This window comes from Cryptosporangium phraense (genome assembly GCF_006912135.1).
In the GTDB taxonomy this organism is placed as follows: domain Bacteria; phylum Actinomycetota; class Actinomycetes; order Mycobacteriales; family Cryptosporangiaceae; genus Cryptosporangium; species Cryptosporangium phraense.
Genome location: NZ_VIRS01000015.1, coordinates 195911 through 210682 on the forward strand (window position 1 = coordinate 195911; position 14772 = coordinate 210682).

Here is a 14772-nt window from a genome sequence, read left to right on the forward strand (position 1 = left end):
GCAGCCGCCCCACCCGTGCCACCCCTGGTCATCCGCCCGGCCGAGGCGCGCCACCCCCGGACGGCGGATCGCCCACGGAACCGCGACCGATGCGTACGATCGTACGCATGAGTCGAACCGACCCCACCGAGGGCGACCCGCGGTCGATGCGCGAGCGCATGCTGGCCGGTGACCTCTACCGAGGCGCCGACCCCGAGCTGGAAGCCGAAATGCGCCACGCGATGTCACTGACCAAGGCGTTCAACGACAGCGACCCGCTCGACCCCGCCACCCGACGCGAACTCCTCACCCAGTTGCTCGGCTCCCTCGGCGACGACGTCGACATCCGCCCCCCACTCCACGTCGACTACGGCACCCACCTGCACATCGGCGACCGCGTCTTCATCAACTTCGGCCTGATGGCCCTCGACGTCGCCCAGATCCGGATCGGCGCCGACGTCCTCCTGGGCCCGAACGTCCAGCTGCTGACCCCGACGCACCCGATCCACCCCGACCCCCGCCGGGCCAAGTGGGAGGCCGCACTGCCGATCACGATCGAGGACAACGTCTGGATCGGCGGCCTGGCGGTGATCTGCCCCGGCGTCACGATCGGCGAGAACTCGGTCATCGGCGCCGGAGCGGTCGTCACCAGGGACGTCCCGCCGAACGTCGTCGCGGTGGGCAACCCGGCCCGGGTCGTGCGGTCGGTCTACGACGAGTGAGCCCCCGCCGCTACGACCCGGGCCGGCGGCACCGCCTGGTCGAGGCCACGCTCGACGTCATCGCCGAGCGCGGGGTGGCCGGCACCACGCACCGGCAGGTGGCGGCGGCCGCCGACGTCCCGCTCGGGTCGGTCACCTACCACTTCACCAGCCTCCGGGACTTGTTGACCTCGGCCTTCACCCACCTGGCGGACACCGGAGCGGCCGCCTTCGAGGCGCAGCTGGCGGCGATCGAGCCGGGCGGCGACGCCCGGGCCCGGGTCGTCGAGTCGATCCTGGCCGACCTGTCCGACAACCAGCGCCGAGCGGTGCTCACCTACGAGCTCTACGCGGCCGCGGCCCGCGACCCGTCGTTGCGCGAGATCACCCAGTCCTGGATGGACCGCAGCCGCCGCGCGCTGGAGCGACACTTCGACCCCGCCACCGCGGAGGCTCTCGACGCGCTGATCGAGGGGCTGATCCTGCATGCGACCCTGTCGACCTCCCCGGTCGACCCCGGCCGGATCCGGGACGCGATCCGCCGTTTCCTGCCGGACGCCGTCCGGTGACCGTGACCCTCCCGGTCCGGGCCGCGGCCGTCGCGGTCTTCGCCGCGTTTCTCAGCAGCGGCTTCGCGTTCGCGACCTGGGCCGCGCGCATCCCCACGGTCAAAGACCAACTTCATCTGGACGCCCGGCAGCTGGGGTTGTTGCTGCTGGCGCTGCCGGCCGGGTCGCTGGCGTCGCTGCTGGCCTCGGGCGCGGTCGTCGGTGCGCTGGGCCCGCGCCGGGCGGTGGCGGCGTCGAGCCTGACCGGCGCGACCGGGCTCGGTCTGGCCGGCCTCGGCTCCGAGAGCTCGGTCGCACTCACCGTGACCGGGCTCGCGGTGTACGGGCTGGCCACCGGTATCTGGGACGTCGCCATGAACGTCGAGGCGGCGGCCGTCGAGCAGCGCGCGGGCCGGTCGATCATGTCGCGGTTCCACGCCTCGCTGAGCGCCGGGACGGTGCTCGGTGCGGCGGCCGGGGCCGGCTGCGCCGCGCTCGGCGTCCCGGTCGGTCCGCACCTCGTCGCGGTCGCGCTGCTCGTCGCGGTGGCCGTGCCGGTGTCCACCCGCCGGTACCTGGCCGCGGGTCCTCCGTCGCCCGGGCCCCGCGCGAAGGCCCGGCGGGCCTGGACCGAACCGCGGACGCTCGCGCTCGGCCTGTTCGTCCTGACCGCGGGTTTCTCCGAGGGCACCGGGAACGACTGGCTGGCGTCGGCGATGGTCGAGGGGCACCGCACGTCGGTCGCCGCCGGTTCGCTGAGCTTCGCGCTCTTCGTCGCCGCGATGACGCTCGGCCGTTGGTTCGGTCCGTCGCTGGTCGACCGGTGGGGCCCGCGGCGCGTCACCCGCGTCGGTGGGACGATCGCGCTGGCCGGCCTGGTGACGACGGTCTTCGGACCACACTGGACGTGGGCGCTGGCCGGCGTCGTCGCGTGGGGGCTCGGCACGGCGATGGGGTTCCCGCTCGGGATCAGCGCCGCGGCCGGCGACCCGGGCCGGGCCGCGGCCCGGGTCGGCGTCGTCTCGACGATCGGGTACACGGCGTTCCTGGCCGGGCCGCCGCTGCTCGGCTTCGTCGCCGACCACGTCGGCATCCTCCGCTCGCTGACGATCACCGCCGCGGTCGTCGCCGTCGGCCTCCTGCTGACGTCCGCGCTTCCCGGGACTAAGGCCGGGGCAGCGCGCCCAGGATCGCGGTGACTATCGCGACACGCAGCGACTCCCGCAGGTCGAACTGCAGCGCGGCCAGGTCGGGCTCGGCCTCGTAGACCGCCAGCACCTCGGGTGTCGGCGAACAGTACGTCGACAGCGCCCCGGCCATGATCGTGGCCTGCAGGCACACCAGCTGGGCGCCCTGGCCCAGCTCGGGTACCGCTCCGGAGACCAGCTCGACCATCGTGGCGAGGTCGGCGAGCAGAGCCCGCTTGTGCCGCCGCACGACGTCGACCGAGACGTTCTGCTCCAGCACGCCTCCCTGCGCGCTGATCAGGTCACACAACGCGACCCGGCTCGCCAGCGTGCGGCTGAGGATCTCGGCCAGCTGCTCCGACCGTCGCTCGGCGGACTCCCCCGGGTCGACCGCGGCCAGCTCGCCAGCCAGCGACGCGAGCCAGCTCCGCATGAAGTCGTCGAGCAGCTCGAGCAGCACCGCCTCCCGCGACTCGAAATAGCGCAGGACGTTCGACTTGGCCAGCCCGACCCGGCGACTGAGCTCGTTGAGGCTCACGTCGGCCACCGGCATCTCGTCGAGCATGGCCGCGGCCGTGTCGAGGATCGCCTGCCGACGGATCTCCCGCTGCTCCTCGCTGCGCGCGCGCTGGAACGTCATGCTCGTCACTCTAACTTAAAGACCGCCGGTCTCTTGACAGCAGACCGCCGGTCTCTTAGCGTTCTTCGTGTAAGAGACCGCCGGTTCTTTAGGAGAGAAACGCCATGTGGAGCGAGCAGAACATCCCCGACCAGACCGGCCGCACCGCGGTCGTGACCGGCGCCAACACCGGCCTGGGCTTCGCGACCGCGCACGCGCTGGCCGCCCACGGCGCCCGCGTCGTACTGGCCGTCCGCAACGTCGAAAAGGGCAAGCAGGCCGCCGACCGGATCCCCGGCGACGTCACCGTGCAGGAGCTCGACCTCACCTCGCTCGACTCGGTCCGCGCCGCGGCCGAGAGCCTGCACGCCGGCCACGACCGGATCGACCTGCTGATCAACAACGCCGGCGTCATGTACACGCCGAAGCAGCAGACCCGCGACGGCTTCGAGATGCAGTTCGGCACCAACCACCTCGGTCACTTCGCGTTCACCGGCCTGATGCTCGACCTGCTCCTCCCGGTGCCCGGCTCCCGGGTCGTGTCGGTCAGCAGCGTCGGGCACCGGATCCGGGCCACGATCCACTTCGACGACCTGCAGTGGGAGCGCTCCTACAGCCGCGTCGGCGCCTACGGGCAGTCCAAGCTGGCCAACCTGATGTTCATCTACGAGTTGCAGCGCCGGCTGGCCACCCACGGCACCACCGCCGCGGTCGCCGCGCACCCCGGTGTGTCCGACACCGAGCTGATCCGCAACTCCCCGGCGGTGGTGCGGGCCCCGCTCGCGCGGCTCGCTCCGCTCGTCGTCCAGGACGCCTCGAAGGGCGCGCTCTCGACGCTGCGGGCCGCGACCGACCCCGCGGTGCTCGGCGGGCAGTACTACGGCCCCGGCGGCGTCGGCGAGGTGCGTGGGGCTCCCCGCCTGGTCACGTCCAGCCCGGAGTCCTACGACGCGACGGTCCAGCAGCGGCTGTGGGCCGTGTCCGAAAACCTGACCGGCGTGCGGTTCCCGGTCTGAGCCCGACTACGCCCGGGTGACCACGTCCAGAACCCAGGTGACGCCGAACTTGTCGGTGAGGCCACTCCTGCTTCCCACTTAATCGACACTGTCTATCAGGGTGTTACGGTCGAATGAGGGAACCGCCTGAGCAGGCAGTTTTCGGGTCAACGACTCAATTGGGAGGACCCTCATGGGCAAGCTCGATGGCAAAGTCGCCTTCATCACCGGTGCCGCCCGCGGCCAGGGCCGCAGCCACGCGATCCGCTTAGCGCAGGAAGGCGCGGACATCATCGCGGTCGACATCGCCGCGCAGATCCCGACCGTCGCCTACCCGATGGCGACCCCCGACGACCTGGCCGAGACGGCCAAGCAGATCGAGGCCCTCGACCGCCGGATCTTCACCCAGCAGGCCGACGTCCGGGACTTCGCCGCGCTCGAGGCCGCGGTCAAGGCCGGCGTCGCCGAGCTCGGCCCGATCGACATCGTGCTGGCCAACGCCGGCATCGCCCCGCAGGGCGGCCCGGAGCCGGACCAGATCGCGACCTGGAACGACGTCATCGGCACCAACCTGACCGGCGTCTGGAACACCGTGATGGCGGCCGCACCGGCGATGATCGAGCGCGGCCAGGGCGGCGCGATCGTACTCACCAGCTCGACCCAGGGCCTCAAGGGCACCGGCGGCGACGGCACCGCGGCCACCACCGCGTACGCCGCGTCCAAGCACGGCGTCGTCGGCCTGATGCGCAGCTTCACCAACTGGCTGGCCCAGTACTCGATCCGCGTCAACTCGGTGCACCCGACCGGCGTGAACACGCCGATGGTGAACAACGAGGTGATCCAGGGCTGGCTCGAGCGCGACCCGGCCGTGGCGTCGATGATGCAGAACCTGCTGCCGGTGCCGATGGTCGAGCCGGTCGACATCAGCAACGCGATCCTGTGGCTGGTCAGCGACGAGGCCCGGTACGTCACCGGCGTGACGCTCCCGGTCGACGCCGGCTTCAACGCCAGCTGATCCCCGGCCGGTCGGCGCTCCGCGCGCCGACCGGCCCGCCGACGGGCCGTCGGCTCAGAGGAACGCCTCCGCGGCGGCCAGGAGATGCTGCAGGCGGACGCCCCGGTGCACGTCGGCGTCCGGGCTCTTGCCGCCGGCCACGGCGTCGGCGAACGTCGTCGCGATGCGCCGCTGCAGGGCCGCGGGGTCGTCGGCGCCCGGGTCGGCCAGGGCGATGCGCCCGGCGTCGGTGATCGCTTCGCACTGCAGCGGTCCGTGGGCGCCCGGGGTGGCGATCGACAGGACCGCGGAGCTGACCGCGCCGCTCTCGTGCGCGAACGTCACCGCGGTGACCGCTCCGGACCGGGCCGCGTGCACCACGGTGGCCGGCCCGGCGGCCAGCTCGAGCAGGTCGAACACGTGCGGGCCGACGTCGTGCAGCGCGGCTTCGGGCCGGCGCCAGGGCGTGGCGAAGAACGAGCCCGGCATCGCCCCGCTGCCGACGAACTCCGCGCGCAGCGCCCGGGGAACCGCCTGCCGGACCTCGTCGACGAAAACCGGCACCGCGGACGACCACCGGTTGGTGAGCATGAGCTGCGTGACCACGCCCGCTTCGTCGGCGGCCGCGGCGATCCGCTCGGCGTCGTCGACCGTGAACGCGATCGGCTTCTCGAGCAGCAGGTGCTTGCCGGCCGCGGCCGCTCGCGGAGCGAGCTCGGCCTGGACGTCCGGAGGGACGGCGAACGCGACCGCGTCGCAGGTGCCGAGCAGCGCGTCGAAGGAGTCCGCGACCGGTACCCCCAGCGCGGCGGCCGCCTCCGGGCGGCGCGCCCACACCGCGGCGAGGGCGGTCCCGGGGCCGGCCGCGAGCAGCGGCCCGGTGAAACTCGTCGCCCACGGCCCGGCGCCGACCAGCCCGACACGCAGCGTCATCGCGTTCGTCCTCCGTTCGAGATGCCCTGATCCTAGGCGACCCCAGACAGCCGACGTCCGCCCTCACCGGCCGACGCTCGCGAGACGCACCCTCAGGAGTTGGACGGACAACGCCACCAGCACGACCCCGGCGGCGAACAGGCAGAGCTCGCGCGCGTCCGCACCGCGGGCCAGGGCCAGGCCGCCGAGCACCGCACCCAGCGCCTGGCCCAGGTAGGAACCGCTGGCGTTCAGCGAGATGACCACGCCGGGCTGCCGGGGCGCGAGGCCGGTGAGCGCATGGTTGATCGGCGTCAGCAGCGACCAGCTGGACGCCCCGCCGGTCACCGCCAGCATCAGCACCAGCGCGAAGTGTCCGGCGAACGCGAACGCCAGCAGGTCGAGCGTCATGATCGTCAGCGTGAGGCCGAGCGTACGGTCCGGTCCGACGCGGTCGGCCAGCCAACCGGCGCCGAAGGCGCCGATCGCGCCACCGATCCCCCAGGCCAGCAGGGCAACGGCGAGTCGGACGCCGGTCAGGTGGGCGTTCGAGCCCAGCACGAACGCGATGTAGGTGTAGAACAGGATCCCGCCGCCGGTCGCGAGCGTGTTGACGGTCACCAGCCGCAGGAGGCGCGGGTCGACGAGCTGGCGCAGCCGCTCGGCCATCGGAACCGCGCCGGGCAGCGGAAGCGCCGGAAGCCGCCCGGCCAGCGCGGCCACGGCCACCAGCGCCACCGCGGCGATGAAGAGCAGGCTCGCCGGCCACCCGAACCGCTGACCGACGGCCGTGCCGACCGGCACGCCCAGCACCGTCCCGACCGCCAGCCCGCCGTTGACGACGGCCAGGGCCCGGCCGCGCGCGGACGGACCGGCCAGGGCCACCGCCGCCACCGACGCCGTGGGCGTGAACGCGGCCGCGGCGACCGCGGTGACGACCCGCGCGACCAGGAGCAGACCGAGCGAGGGAGCCGCGGCGGCGGCCAGGTTCGCCAGCGCGAAGACGCTCAGCGAGCCGATCGCCAGGGGCCGCCTGGGTATCCGCGCGGTGAGCGTGGCCACGATCGGCGCGGCGACCGCGTAGGTCAGCGCGAACGCGGTGATGACCTGCCCGGACGACGCGGTCGAGGTGTGGAGGCCGGACGCGAGCTGCGGGAGGATTCCGGCGAGCACGAACGAGTCGGTGCCCATCGCGAACGTGCCCAGCGCGAGGAGGCTGACCGGGGCGGCCCAGCGGGTCGGGGAGTCGAGAACGGAAGCCATGAGACCGAGTCTCAGGCGGCCCGGCGCCGGTCGGCAGGCAGCTGTTTATGCTGGTATCGCCACTACCCCCCGGCGAGGCCCCGCAGTTTCGCGGCGCTCTCGTCGTCGGACGGCAGGAACACGACGAGGAACAGCTGATCGTCCGCGGCCGCGGTGAGCTTGGTGTAGTCCAGGTCGACCCGGCCCGCCCTGGGGTGCACCAGGCGCTTCCGGGCGCTCTCGAACCGGCCGATCGAGTGCTCGTCCCAGAGCTCGCGGAAGTACGGGTCGGCGGCGCGCAGCGTGGTCAGCAACTCGGCGCCGCGCGGGTCGTTCGGGTGTTGGGCCAGCGTGACCCGGAACTGTCCGATCAGCGAGCGGGCCTCGCTGTCCCAGTCGACGAACAGGCCGGCGCCGCGCGACTCGGTGAACGTGATCCAGAGGATGTTGCGTTCGGCCGGTGGGCGCTGCTCCAGGCCGCCGAGCAGGCTCGCGTAGGCGTCGTTGAACGCGACCAGGTCCCACCAGGGGTTGGTCAGATACGCCGGGTTCGGCTGCAGGACGTCGACCAGGCGCTGCAGGGTCGGATCGACCGTCGGCGGATGCGGGTCGGACGGCGGGAGCGCGAGCTCGGCGAGCGTGTAGAGGTGGGCCCGTTCGGCCGCGGTCAGCTCGAGGACGCGGGCCAGGCTGGCGATCACCTGCCGGCTGACCGTGATGTCGCGGGCCTGCTCGAGCCAGGTGTACCAGGTCACGCTCACGCCGGCGAGCTGGGCCAGCTCCTCCCGGCGCAGCCCGGGTGTGCGTCGGCGCGAGCCGGCCGGGAAGCCGGCCGCGACCGGGTCGGTCGCTTCGCGCCGGGCCCGCAGAAACGCCCCGAGCTCTTCCCGTTGCACCACGTCTTCATCTAACCCGCCGCCGGCGGGGCCGCCCTAAGGTGTCGGGCATGACCGTGGTGTCAGTGATGATGGCCGTGCCCGACGCCGGGGAAGCCTCGGCCTGGTACCAGCGCGCGCTCGGCGCGACCGAACGCTGGAACCTCGGCTCGGTGATCGGCCTCGACCTCGGCGGCGCACCCTTCTTCGTCGCCGAGCCCGCGAACAACCGCTGGGACACGCCTGCGACCCTCGGCAGCACCACCACCCGCATCGAGGTGTTCACCGACGACCCGGACGCGCTCCTGACCCGCGCCGCGGCCGCGGGCGCCGAGTACCACGACCCGATCCGCGCCCACGACACGCTCTGGGGCGAGCACCGTCAGGGCGGCTTCTTCGACCCCTACGGCCACCTGTGGCTGGTCGGCGATAAATCGCCGATCGAGTACCGGCAGCCGTGATAGCTTGCCGTCGTCCGTGAACCGACCGGGGAGGTGAGACCCATGAACGCAGTACCGACGTGGGCCCTCCCCCGGCACCGAGCGTAGGTGTCGCGCGGGAGCGCCGAGAGCACTCCCGAAAGGCACTACCGATGTACGACGTGATCATTGCCGGCTGCGGTCCGACCGGCGCGATGCTCGCCGCCGAGCTGCGGCTGCACGATGTCCGGGTCCTCGTTCTGGAGAAGGAGACCGAGCCGCCCGCGTTCGCCCGCATCGTCGGCCTGCACATCCGCAGCCTCGAACTGCTGGCCATGCGCGGCCTGCTGGAGTGCGTCCGCGAGCGCGGACGGCAGCGTCCGGCCGGCGGCTTCTTCGCCGCCATTCCCGCCCCCGTCCCCGACGGCCTCGACTCCCCGTACGCCTATCTGCTGGGGATCCCCCAGCCGGTCCTCGAGCAACTGCTCGAGAAACACGCGGTCGACCTGGGTGCGGAGGTCCGCCGTGGCTGCCCGGTCGTCGACCTTCATGCGGACGTCGACGGGGTGACCGTGTCATTGGCCGACGGAGAGCAGCTGCGTGCGGGTCATCTCGTCGGCTGCGACGGAGCGCGCAGCACGATCCGCAAGCTGCTGGGCGTCGGCTTCCCGGGCGAACCGGCGCGCAACGACACGCTGATGGGCGAGCTGGAGGCGAGCGCACCCGCCGACGAGATCGCCGCCGCCGTGGCCCGGGTGCGCGAGACCGACAAGCGGCTCGTGTTCGGGCCGTTCGGCGACGGCGTGTACCGGGTGATCATCCCGGCTCGCGAGGTCGGCGACCGGTCCCGTCCGCCGATTCTGGACGACTTCCGGGACGAGCTGCGCTGGATCGTCGGGACCGACTTCGGAGTGCACTCCCCGCGCTGGCTGTCGCGCTTCGGGGACGCCACCCGGCTCGTGGACCGGTACCGCGTGGGCCGGGTTCTGCTGGCCGGCGACGCGGCCCACATCCATCCGCCGATCGGTGGGCAGGGGCTGAACCTCGGCCTTCAGGACGCGGTCAACCTCGGGTGGAAGCTGGCCGCCGAGGTGCGCGGCTGGGCGCCGTCGACGTTGCTGGATTCGTACGAGTCCGAGCGTCGCCCGGTGGCGGCCGGGGTGCTGGACAACACGCGCGCGCAGATGGAGTTGTCGTCCCCGGAGCCGGGGGCGCAGGCCGTGCGCCGGCTGGTGACCGAGTTGATGGCGCTGGGCGAGGTCAATCGGTACCTGATCGGGAAGATCACGGCGATCGACGTGCGGTACGACGTCGGGGAGGGTCCGGAGTTGCTCGGCCGACGTCTGCCCGACGTCGACGGCCGGCTGTACGACCGGCTGCACCGCGGCCGCGGCCTGCTGCTGGACCGGACCGGACGCCTGACGACCGGAGGCTGGTCGGACCGCGTCGACGTGGTGACGGATGCCGGGGCGGGGGCGCCGGCACTGCTGGCCCGGCCGGACGGGTACGTCGCCTGGATCGGCGACGATCAGGCAGATCTGGACGTGCACCTCGCCCGGTGGTTCGGGGAGGTCGCGGGCTGAGCGAGCCGCCCGCCCGGGCGGGGCGCCGGGGTACCTCGCAGTCGGCGCGGGGTTCCTCGGCGCTCGGCGCGGGGTTCTTCGGCGCTCGGCGCGGGGTTCCTCGGCGCTCCGCGCGGGGGTCTTCGGCGTTCGGCGCGGGCGGGGTCCGTCCGTCGGCCGGGCCGGCCGGGCGGTCACCGGCGGCCGGCGGGCTCCGGGACCTTCTTGCGGGCGGCCGCCCGATGGCGGACGAACTCCACCACCAGCGGCGCCGCCGACAACGCGACCAGTGCGACAAGGATCAACTCGATGTGGTGCCGCACGAACGCGATCCGCCCCAGCACGTACCCGGCCGACGGCAACCCGAAGCTCCACAAAGCCCCACCGACGACGTTGTAGACCACGAACGTGCGATAAGGCATCCGAGCCACGCCCGCCACGATCGGCGTGAACGTCCGCACCACCGACACGAATCGCGCCAACACGATCGACCGCGGCCCGTACCGCTCGAACACCCCGCGAACCCGTTCCAGGTAGGCCTTCTTGAACAGCCGCGAGTCCGGCCGTCGATACAGCGCCGGACCGACCCGCCGCCCGAACACGAACCCGACCTGATCCCCGGCGATCGCCGCCCCCGTGATCAGCAGACAGACCACCCAGAACGGCTGGTGCAGATAGCGGCCGTCGGCGACGAGCAACCCGGCCGTGAACAGCAGCGAGTCACCGGGCAGGAAGAACCCGAGCAGCAGGCCCGACTCGGCGAACACGATCGCGAGGATGCCCAGCAGACCGAACGTCGCAATCAGCGATTCCGGCGACAGGAAGTGCGGCACGCCTCAGATCCTGGTTCACCCCCGCAAGCCCCCGCCGCCCGGGGTTGCCGCCCCGACCGGGCTCACAGCGGGCGGGCTCACGCCGGGCGGGCTCACGCCGGCCGGGCCGGCCATTCGGGAACGAGCCCGGGGATCGCGTCCTGCGCCGAGCCCGGAAACCGCGGAGGCCGCTTCTCCAGGAACGAAGCCACCCCCTCAGCCGCCTCACCACCCCCACCGAGCGCCGCGATCACCCCCGAATCCAGCCGATGCGCGTCCCACGGACTGGACGCACCGAGCATCCCCCACAGCATGTGCCGAGCCGCCGCCACGGAGACGGCCGACGTGTTCTCGGCGATCTCGATCGCGATGCCCCGGGCGGTGTCGAGAAGGTCGGCATCCGGCACCACCCGCGACACCAACCGCCCACTCAACGCCTCGTCCGCCGGAAACACCCGCCCGGTCGCGACCCACTCCATCGCCTGCGAGATCCCCACCACCCGCGGCAGGAACCAGCTGGAGGCCGCCTCCGGCACCAGCCCCCGCCGAGCGAACACGAACCCGAACCGCGCCGACTCCGCCGCCAGCCGGACGTCCATCGGCAACGTCATCGTCGCCCCCACCCCGACGCACGGCCCGTTGATCGCCGCGATCACCGGCTTCCGCGACGCCGCGATCCGCAACGCGACGACCCCGCCGAGGTCCCGTGGCACCCCGTCGATCAGCTGCCCGCTACGCGGCCCGTTCGCCGGGTCGAACGTGTCGGCGCCGCCGCTCAGGTCTGCCCCCGCGCAGAACGCGCGCCCGCGTCCGGTCACGATCACCACGCGGACGTCGTCGTCGACGTCCGTAGCGTCGAACGCTGCTACCAATTCGGACGCCATCCCCGGCGTGAAAGCGTTCAGCCGCGCCGGGCGATCGAGAGTGATCGTCGCGACCCGATCCTGTATCTCCAGCGCGATCGCCCGCTCCGTCATGCCGGGAGCCTAGTGCCCGGGCTGCGCCCCCGATGCCGTTATCCCCAGGGGCCGGATCGATCGTCGGAACTGTCGTAGCCGGTGTCCAGACTCCGGGTATGCGAATTCGGGCCGGGCCTTCATCCGGCGAACCCGATACGCCCACGCCCAACCGGTCCTCACTCAGGCCGACCCGCCGCCACGCCCGACCGCCGCCCCGGCCCGCGTGCGCCAGACCCTGTTAGAACGCGCCTTCCGGCCGAGCCCGCCGGAAGGCCCGCAAGCACGACCGGCCAACCCAAGCCCCCCAGCGCGACCGGCCACTGCCACGCGGTGCTGTCCGGCCCAACGCAACCCGAGCGACGATCCCAAAGCCACGACCACGCCCGTCCGGAGCCCCCGCCCCCATCGCCACGCGGCCGCTGCACCGCCGCCGCACCACCGCCGCCGCACCACCGCCGCCGCACCACCGCCGCCGCACCACGGCACCGCCGCACCGCCGCACCGCCGCCGTCGCACCACCGCACCGTCGCATCACGGCACCGCCGCACCGCCGCATCACGGCACCGCCGCATCACGGCACCGCCGCACCACGGCACCGCCGCACCACGGCACCGCCGCACCGCCGCACCACCGCACCGCCGCACCGCGGCACCACGGCACCGCCGCACCGCCGCACCACGGCACCGCCGCACCGCCGCACCACGGCACCGCCGCACCGCCGCACCACGGCACCGCCGCACCGCCGCACCACGGCACCGCCGCACCGCCGCACCACGGCACCACGGCACCGCAGCACCACGGCACCGCAGCACCGCAGCACCACGGCACCGCAGCACCGCAGCACCGCAGCACCGCAGCACCGCAGCACCGCAGCACCGCACCACCGCAGCACCGCAGCACCGCAGCACCGCAGCACCGCAGCACCGCCGCACCGCCGCACCGCCGCACCCGAGCCAGTGCATCCCCCCAAGGGGAGGCGAAGATCGAGGCCCACCGCGCACGTGATCCGCCGGTCGAGAAGAGGGCCAGGCGTCGATGAGTGATTCCGGAGGCAGTGGTCGCCCGGGGATCGCCCAGGTGTTCGGTGATCTGGCCGGGGCGTAGCGAAATGCGGGACGCCCGGCCCCGGGAAGGGCGGGAAGACCCCCGAACGGGCGGCCATCCCGCGATCCCGGTTCCTAGCAACGGCACCTCCGCGGCTGGCGCGCGCTCGCCGGTAGGCCTGCTGCTTACCGGATTGGTCAACTTACCTGACCAAGTAGTCAGGAAAGTTGACCAATCCGCATAACCACACGGTCGGCCAGCGCCCCGCATCGCGCTGAGGATCGGGGCAGTTGGTCGCGCTTGTCACGGCGTCCGATCGCCGTGGTCAGTGCGACAAGGCGTGTGGGACGCATCCGGTAAGGGTCGCGCCTTCCAGGGGGTCGCGGGCCGGAACGGGTCGCAGGCGGGAACGGGTCGCCGCGCCGTCAGGACCATCTGGAAGCCGGCGACCTGAACGGTCGACACAACTACTCTGCGCAGCCGCCACCAGTCACGCGCACCGCAAGGAGGCACCGACGACCGCGAGAACAACCGACCACGCCTCACGACGACCGCGCAAACCGGACTCGACCGGCCGAGCTGGAGCTGCCCATAAGCCCGCGTTATGAGGTCAACAGCAGAACCGGCCTACCGGAAAGGCTTTCGGGAACGGAGACTGGAGGACTGACGGGCGCCTACGGCTGGCGCCGGCGAGAGGCGGCACTCTGTGAGTAAGCAGGTCCGGCGGTTGGACCGGGTGGTGATCCGGTTTGCCGGTGATTCCGGTGACGGGATGCAGTTGACCGGGGATCGGTTCACGTCGGAGACCGCGTCGTTCGGTAATGACCTGTCCACGCTGCCGAATTTCCCGGCCGAGATCCGGGCGCCGCAGGGCACGTTGCCGGGTGTGTCGAGTTTCCAGGTGCATTTCGCGGATCACGACATCATGACGCCGGGGGATCGCCCGGATGTGTTGGTGGCGATGAACCCGGCGGCGTTGAAGGCGAATTTGGGGGATTTGCCGCGGGGGGCGACGATCATCGTCGACACCCACGACTTCACCAAACGGGCCCTGGCCAAGGTCGGCTACGAAGCCTCTCCCCTCGACGACGGCTCGTTGGACGGGTATCACGTGCATTCGCTGGGCCTGACGGATTTGACGTTGCAGGCCGTGGACGGGCTGGGGCTCTCGCGCAAGGACGCCGGGCGGGCGAAGAACATGTTCGCCCTGGGTCTGGTGTCGTGGCTGTATTCGCGCCAGATCGACTCGACGGTGGGGTTCCTGGAGAAGAAGTTCGCCACCAAACCGGATGTGGCGGCGGCGAACGTGGCCGCGTTGAAGGCCGGCTGGAATTACGGGGAGACCACCGAGGATTTCTCGGTCACCTATGAGGTGAAACCGGCGGCGATGCCGGCCGGTACCTACCGCAACATCTCCGGCAACCTCGCCCTCGCCTACGGCCTGCTCGCCGCCGGCCAGCGCGCCGAACTCCCGATCTTCCTGGGGGCCTACCCGATCACGCCCGCGTCGGATGTGCTGCACGAGCTGTCGAAGCACAAACGGTTCGGGGTGCGGGCGTTCCAGGCCGAAGACGAGATCGCCGCGATCGGCGCCGCGTTGGGCGCGTCCTTTGGCGGCGCGCTGGGAATCACCACCAGCAGCGGTCCGGGGGTGGCGCTGAAGTCCGAAACCATCGGCCTGGCCGTCTCCCTCGAACTGCCCCTCGTGGTCGTGGACGTGCAGCGCGGCGGCCCCTCCACCGGCCTGCCCACCAAGACCGAACAGTCCGATCTGCTGCAGGCCATGTTCGGGCGCAACGGCGAAGCCCCGGTCCCGATCGTCGCCCCGCGCTCCCCGAGCGACTGTTTCGACGCGGCCCTGGAAGCCGCGCGGATCGCGCTCACCTACCGCACCCCGGTGTTCCTGCTCTCCGACGGGTATCTC

At 72.3% G+C, this 14772-nt stretch carries 14 protein-coding genes; 8 read left to right on the forward strand and 6 right to left on the reverse strand.

Going from position 1 to position 14772, the window contains the following annotated elements; all coding sequences use genetic code 11:
* The first annotated feature begins 107 nt into the window (after positions 1-107).
* Genes FL583_RS42480 through FL583_RS21930 form a run of 3 tightly spaced genes read left to right on the forward strand, consistent with a single transcriptional unit; the run spans position 108 to position 2427 of the window.
* On the forward strand, positions 108-701 hold the full coding sequence (locus tag FL583_RS42480) for a sugar O-acetyltransferase (RefSeq protein WP_142706575.1): 594 nt from the start codon (positions 108-110) through the stop codon (positions 699-701).
* The gene (locus FL583_RS21925) at positions 698-1249 is read left to right on the forward strand and encodes a TetR/AcrR family transcriptional regulator (protein ID WP_142706576.1); all 552 of its coding nucleotides are present in this window, start codon (positions 698-700) and stop codon (positions 1247-1249) included. The genes FL583_RS42480 and FL583_RS21925 overlap by 4 nt, the downstream gene beginning before the upstream one ends.
* Complete coding sequence (locus tag FL583_RS21930) at positions 1246-2427, forward strand: MFS transporter (RefSeq protein ID WP_142706577.1); 1182 nt, start codon at positions 1246-1248, stop codon at positions 2425-2427. Before FL583_RS21925 ends, FL583_RS21930 begins: the two co-directional genes overlap by 4 nt.
* Here FL583_RS21930 and FL583_RS21935 read toward each other — a convergent pair.
* Positions 2393-3055 carry a TetR/AcrR family transcriptional regulator gene (locus tag FL583_RS21935; RefSeq protein WP_142706578.1) on the reverse strand — a complete coding sequence of 221 codons (663 nt, stop codon included), beginning with the start codon at positions 3053-3055 and terminating at the stop codon, positions 2393-2395. The genes FL583_RS21930 and FL583_RS21935 overlap by 35 nt on opposite strands.
* 104 nt (positions 3056-3159) lie before the next feature.
* Here FL583_RS21935 and FL583_RS21940 point away from each other — a divergent pair, with 104 nt between their 5' ends.
* Both FL583_RS21940 and FL583_RS21945 read left to right on the forward strand, forming a co-directional pair.
* Entirely contained in the window at positions 3160-4050 is an 891-nt protein-coding gene (locus FL583_RS21940; protein ID WP_142706579.1) for an SDR family NAD(P)-dependent oxidoreductase, read from the forward strand.
* A gap of 172 nt (positions 4051-4222) precedes the next feature.
* Positions 4223-5044 carry a mycofactocin-coupled SDR family oxidoreductase gene (locus tag FL583_RS21945; protein ID WP_142706580.1) on the forward strand — a complete coding sequence of 274 codons (822 nt, stop codon included), beginning with the start codon at positions 4223-4225 and terminating at the stop codon, positions 5042-5044.
* 54 nt (positions 5045-5098) lie between these two features.
* On the opposite strand, the gene FL583_RS21950 is transcribed toward FL583_RS21945, so the two are convergent.
* The 3 genes from FL583_RS21950 to FL583_RS21960 all read right to left on the reverse strand — a co-directional run bounded on the left by FL583_RS21950 (position 5099) and on the right by FL583_RS21960 (position 8073).
* Positions 5099-5956, reverse strand: coding sequence for a Gfo/Idh/MocA family protein (locus tag FL583_RS21950; RefSeq protein ID WP_142706581.1), 858 nt, complete (start codon positions 5954-5956; stop codon positions 5099-5101).
* A gap of 63 nt (positions 5957-6019) precedes the next feature.
* Positions 6020-7198 carry an MFS transporter gene (locus FL583_RS21955; protein ID WP_142706582.1) on the reverse strand — a complete coding sequence of 393 codons (1179 nt, stop codon included), beginning with the start codon at positions 7196-7198 and terminating at the stop codon, positions 6020-6022.
* Positions 7199-7260: 62 nt separating this feature from the next.
* Entirely contained in the window at positions 7261-8073 is an 813-nt protein-coding gene (locus FL583_RS21960; RefSeq protein ID WP_170323793.1) for a helix-turn-helix transcriptional regulator, read from the reverse strand.
* Between the two features lie 50 nt (positions 8074-8123).
* Between FL583_RS21960 and FL583_RS21965 the strand changes: the two genes are divergently transcribed.
* Together FL583_RS21965 and FL583_RS21970 are read left to right on the forward strand one after the other, a co-directional pair.
* A complete protein-coding gene (locus tag FL583_RS21965; RefSeq protein WP_142706583.1) occupies positions 8124-8513 on the forward strand; it encodes a VOC family protein in 390 nt (129 codons plus the stop codon).
* Positions 8514-8644: 131 nt separating this feature from the next.
* A complete protein-coding gene (locus tag FL583_RS21970) occupies positions 8645-10054 on the forward strand; it encodes an FAD-dependent monooxygenase (protein ID WP_142706584.1) in 1410 nt (469 codons plus the stop codon).
* A 173-nt stretch (positions 10055-10227) separates the two neighbouring features.
* On the opposite strand, the gene FL583_RS21975 is transcribed toward FL583_RS21970, so the two are convergent.
* Positions 10228-10866 carry a DedA family protein gene (locus tag FL583_RS21975; RefSeq protein ID WP_142706585.1) on the reverse strand — a complete coding sequence of 213 codons (639 nt, stop codon included), beginning with the start codon at positions 10864-10866 and terminating at the stop codon, positions 10228-10230.
* Positions 10867-10958: 92 nt separating this feature from the next.
* Complete coding sequence (locus FL583_RS21980; protein ID WP_142706586.1) at positions 10959-11822, reverse strand: enoyl-CoA hydratase-related protein; 864 nt, start codon at positions 11820-11822, stop codon at positions 10959-10961.
* A 1732-nt stretch (positions 11823-13554) separates the two neighbouring features.
* On the opposite strand from FL583_RS21980, the gene FL583_RS21985 reads away from it, so the two are divergent.
* A partial coding sequence (locus tag FL583_RS21985; RefSeq protein ID WP_420843169.1) for a 2-oxoacid:acceptor oxidoreductase family protein occupies positions 13555-14772 on the forward strand: 1218 nt, incomplete at its 3' end.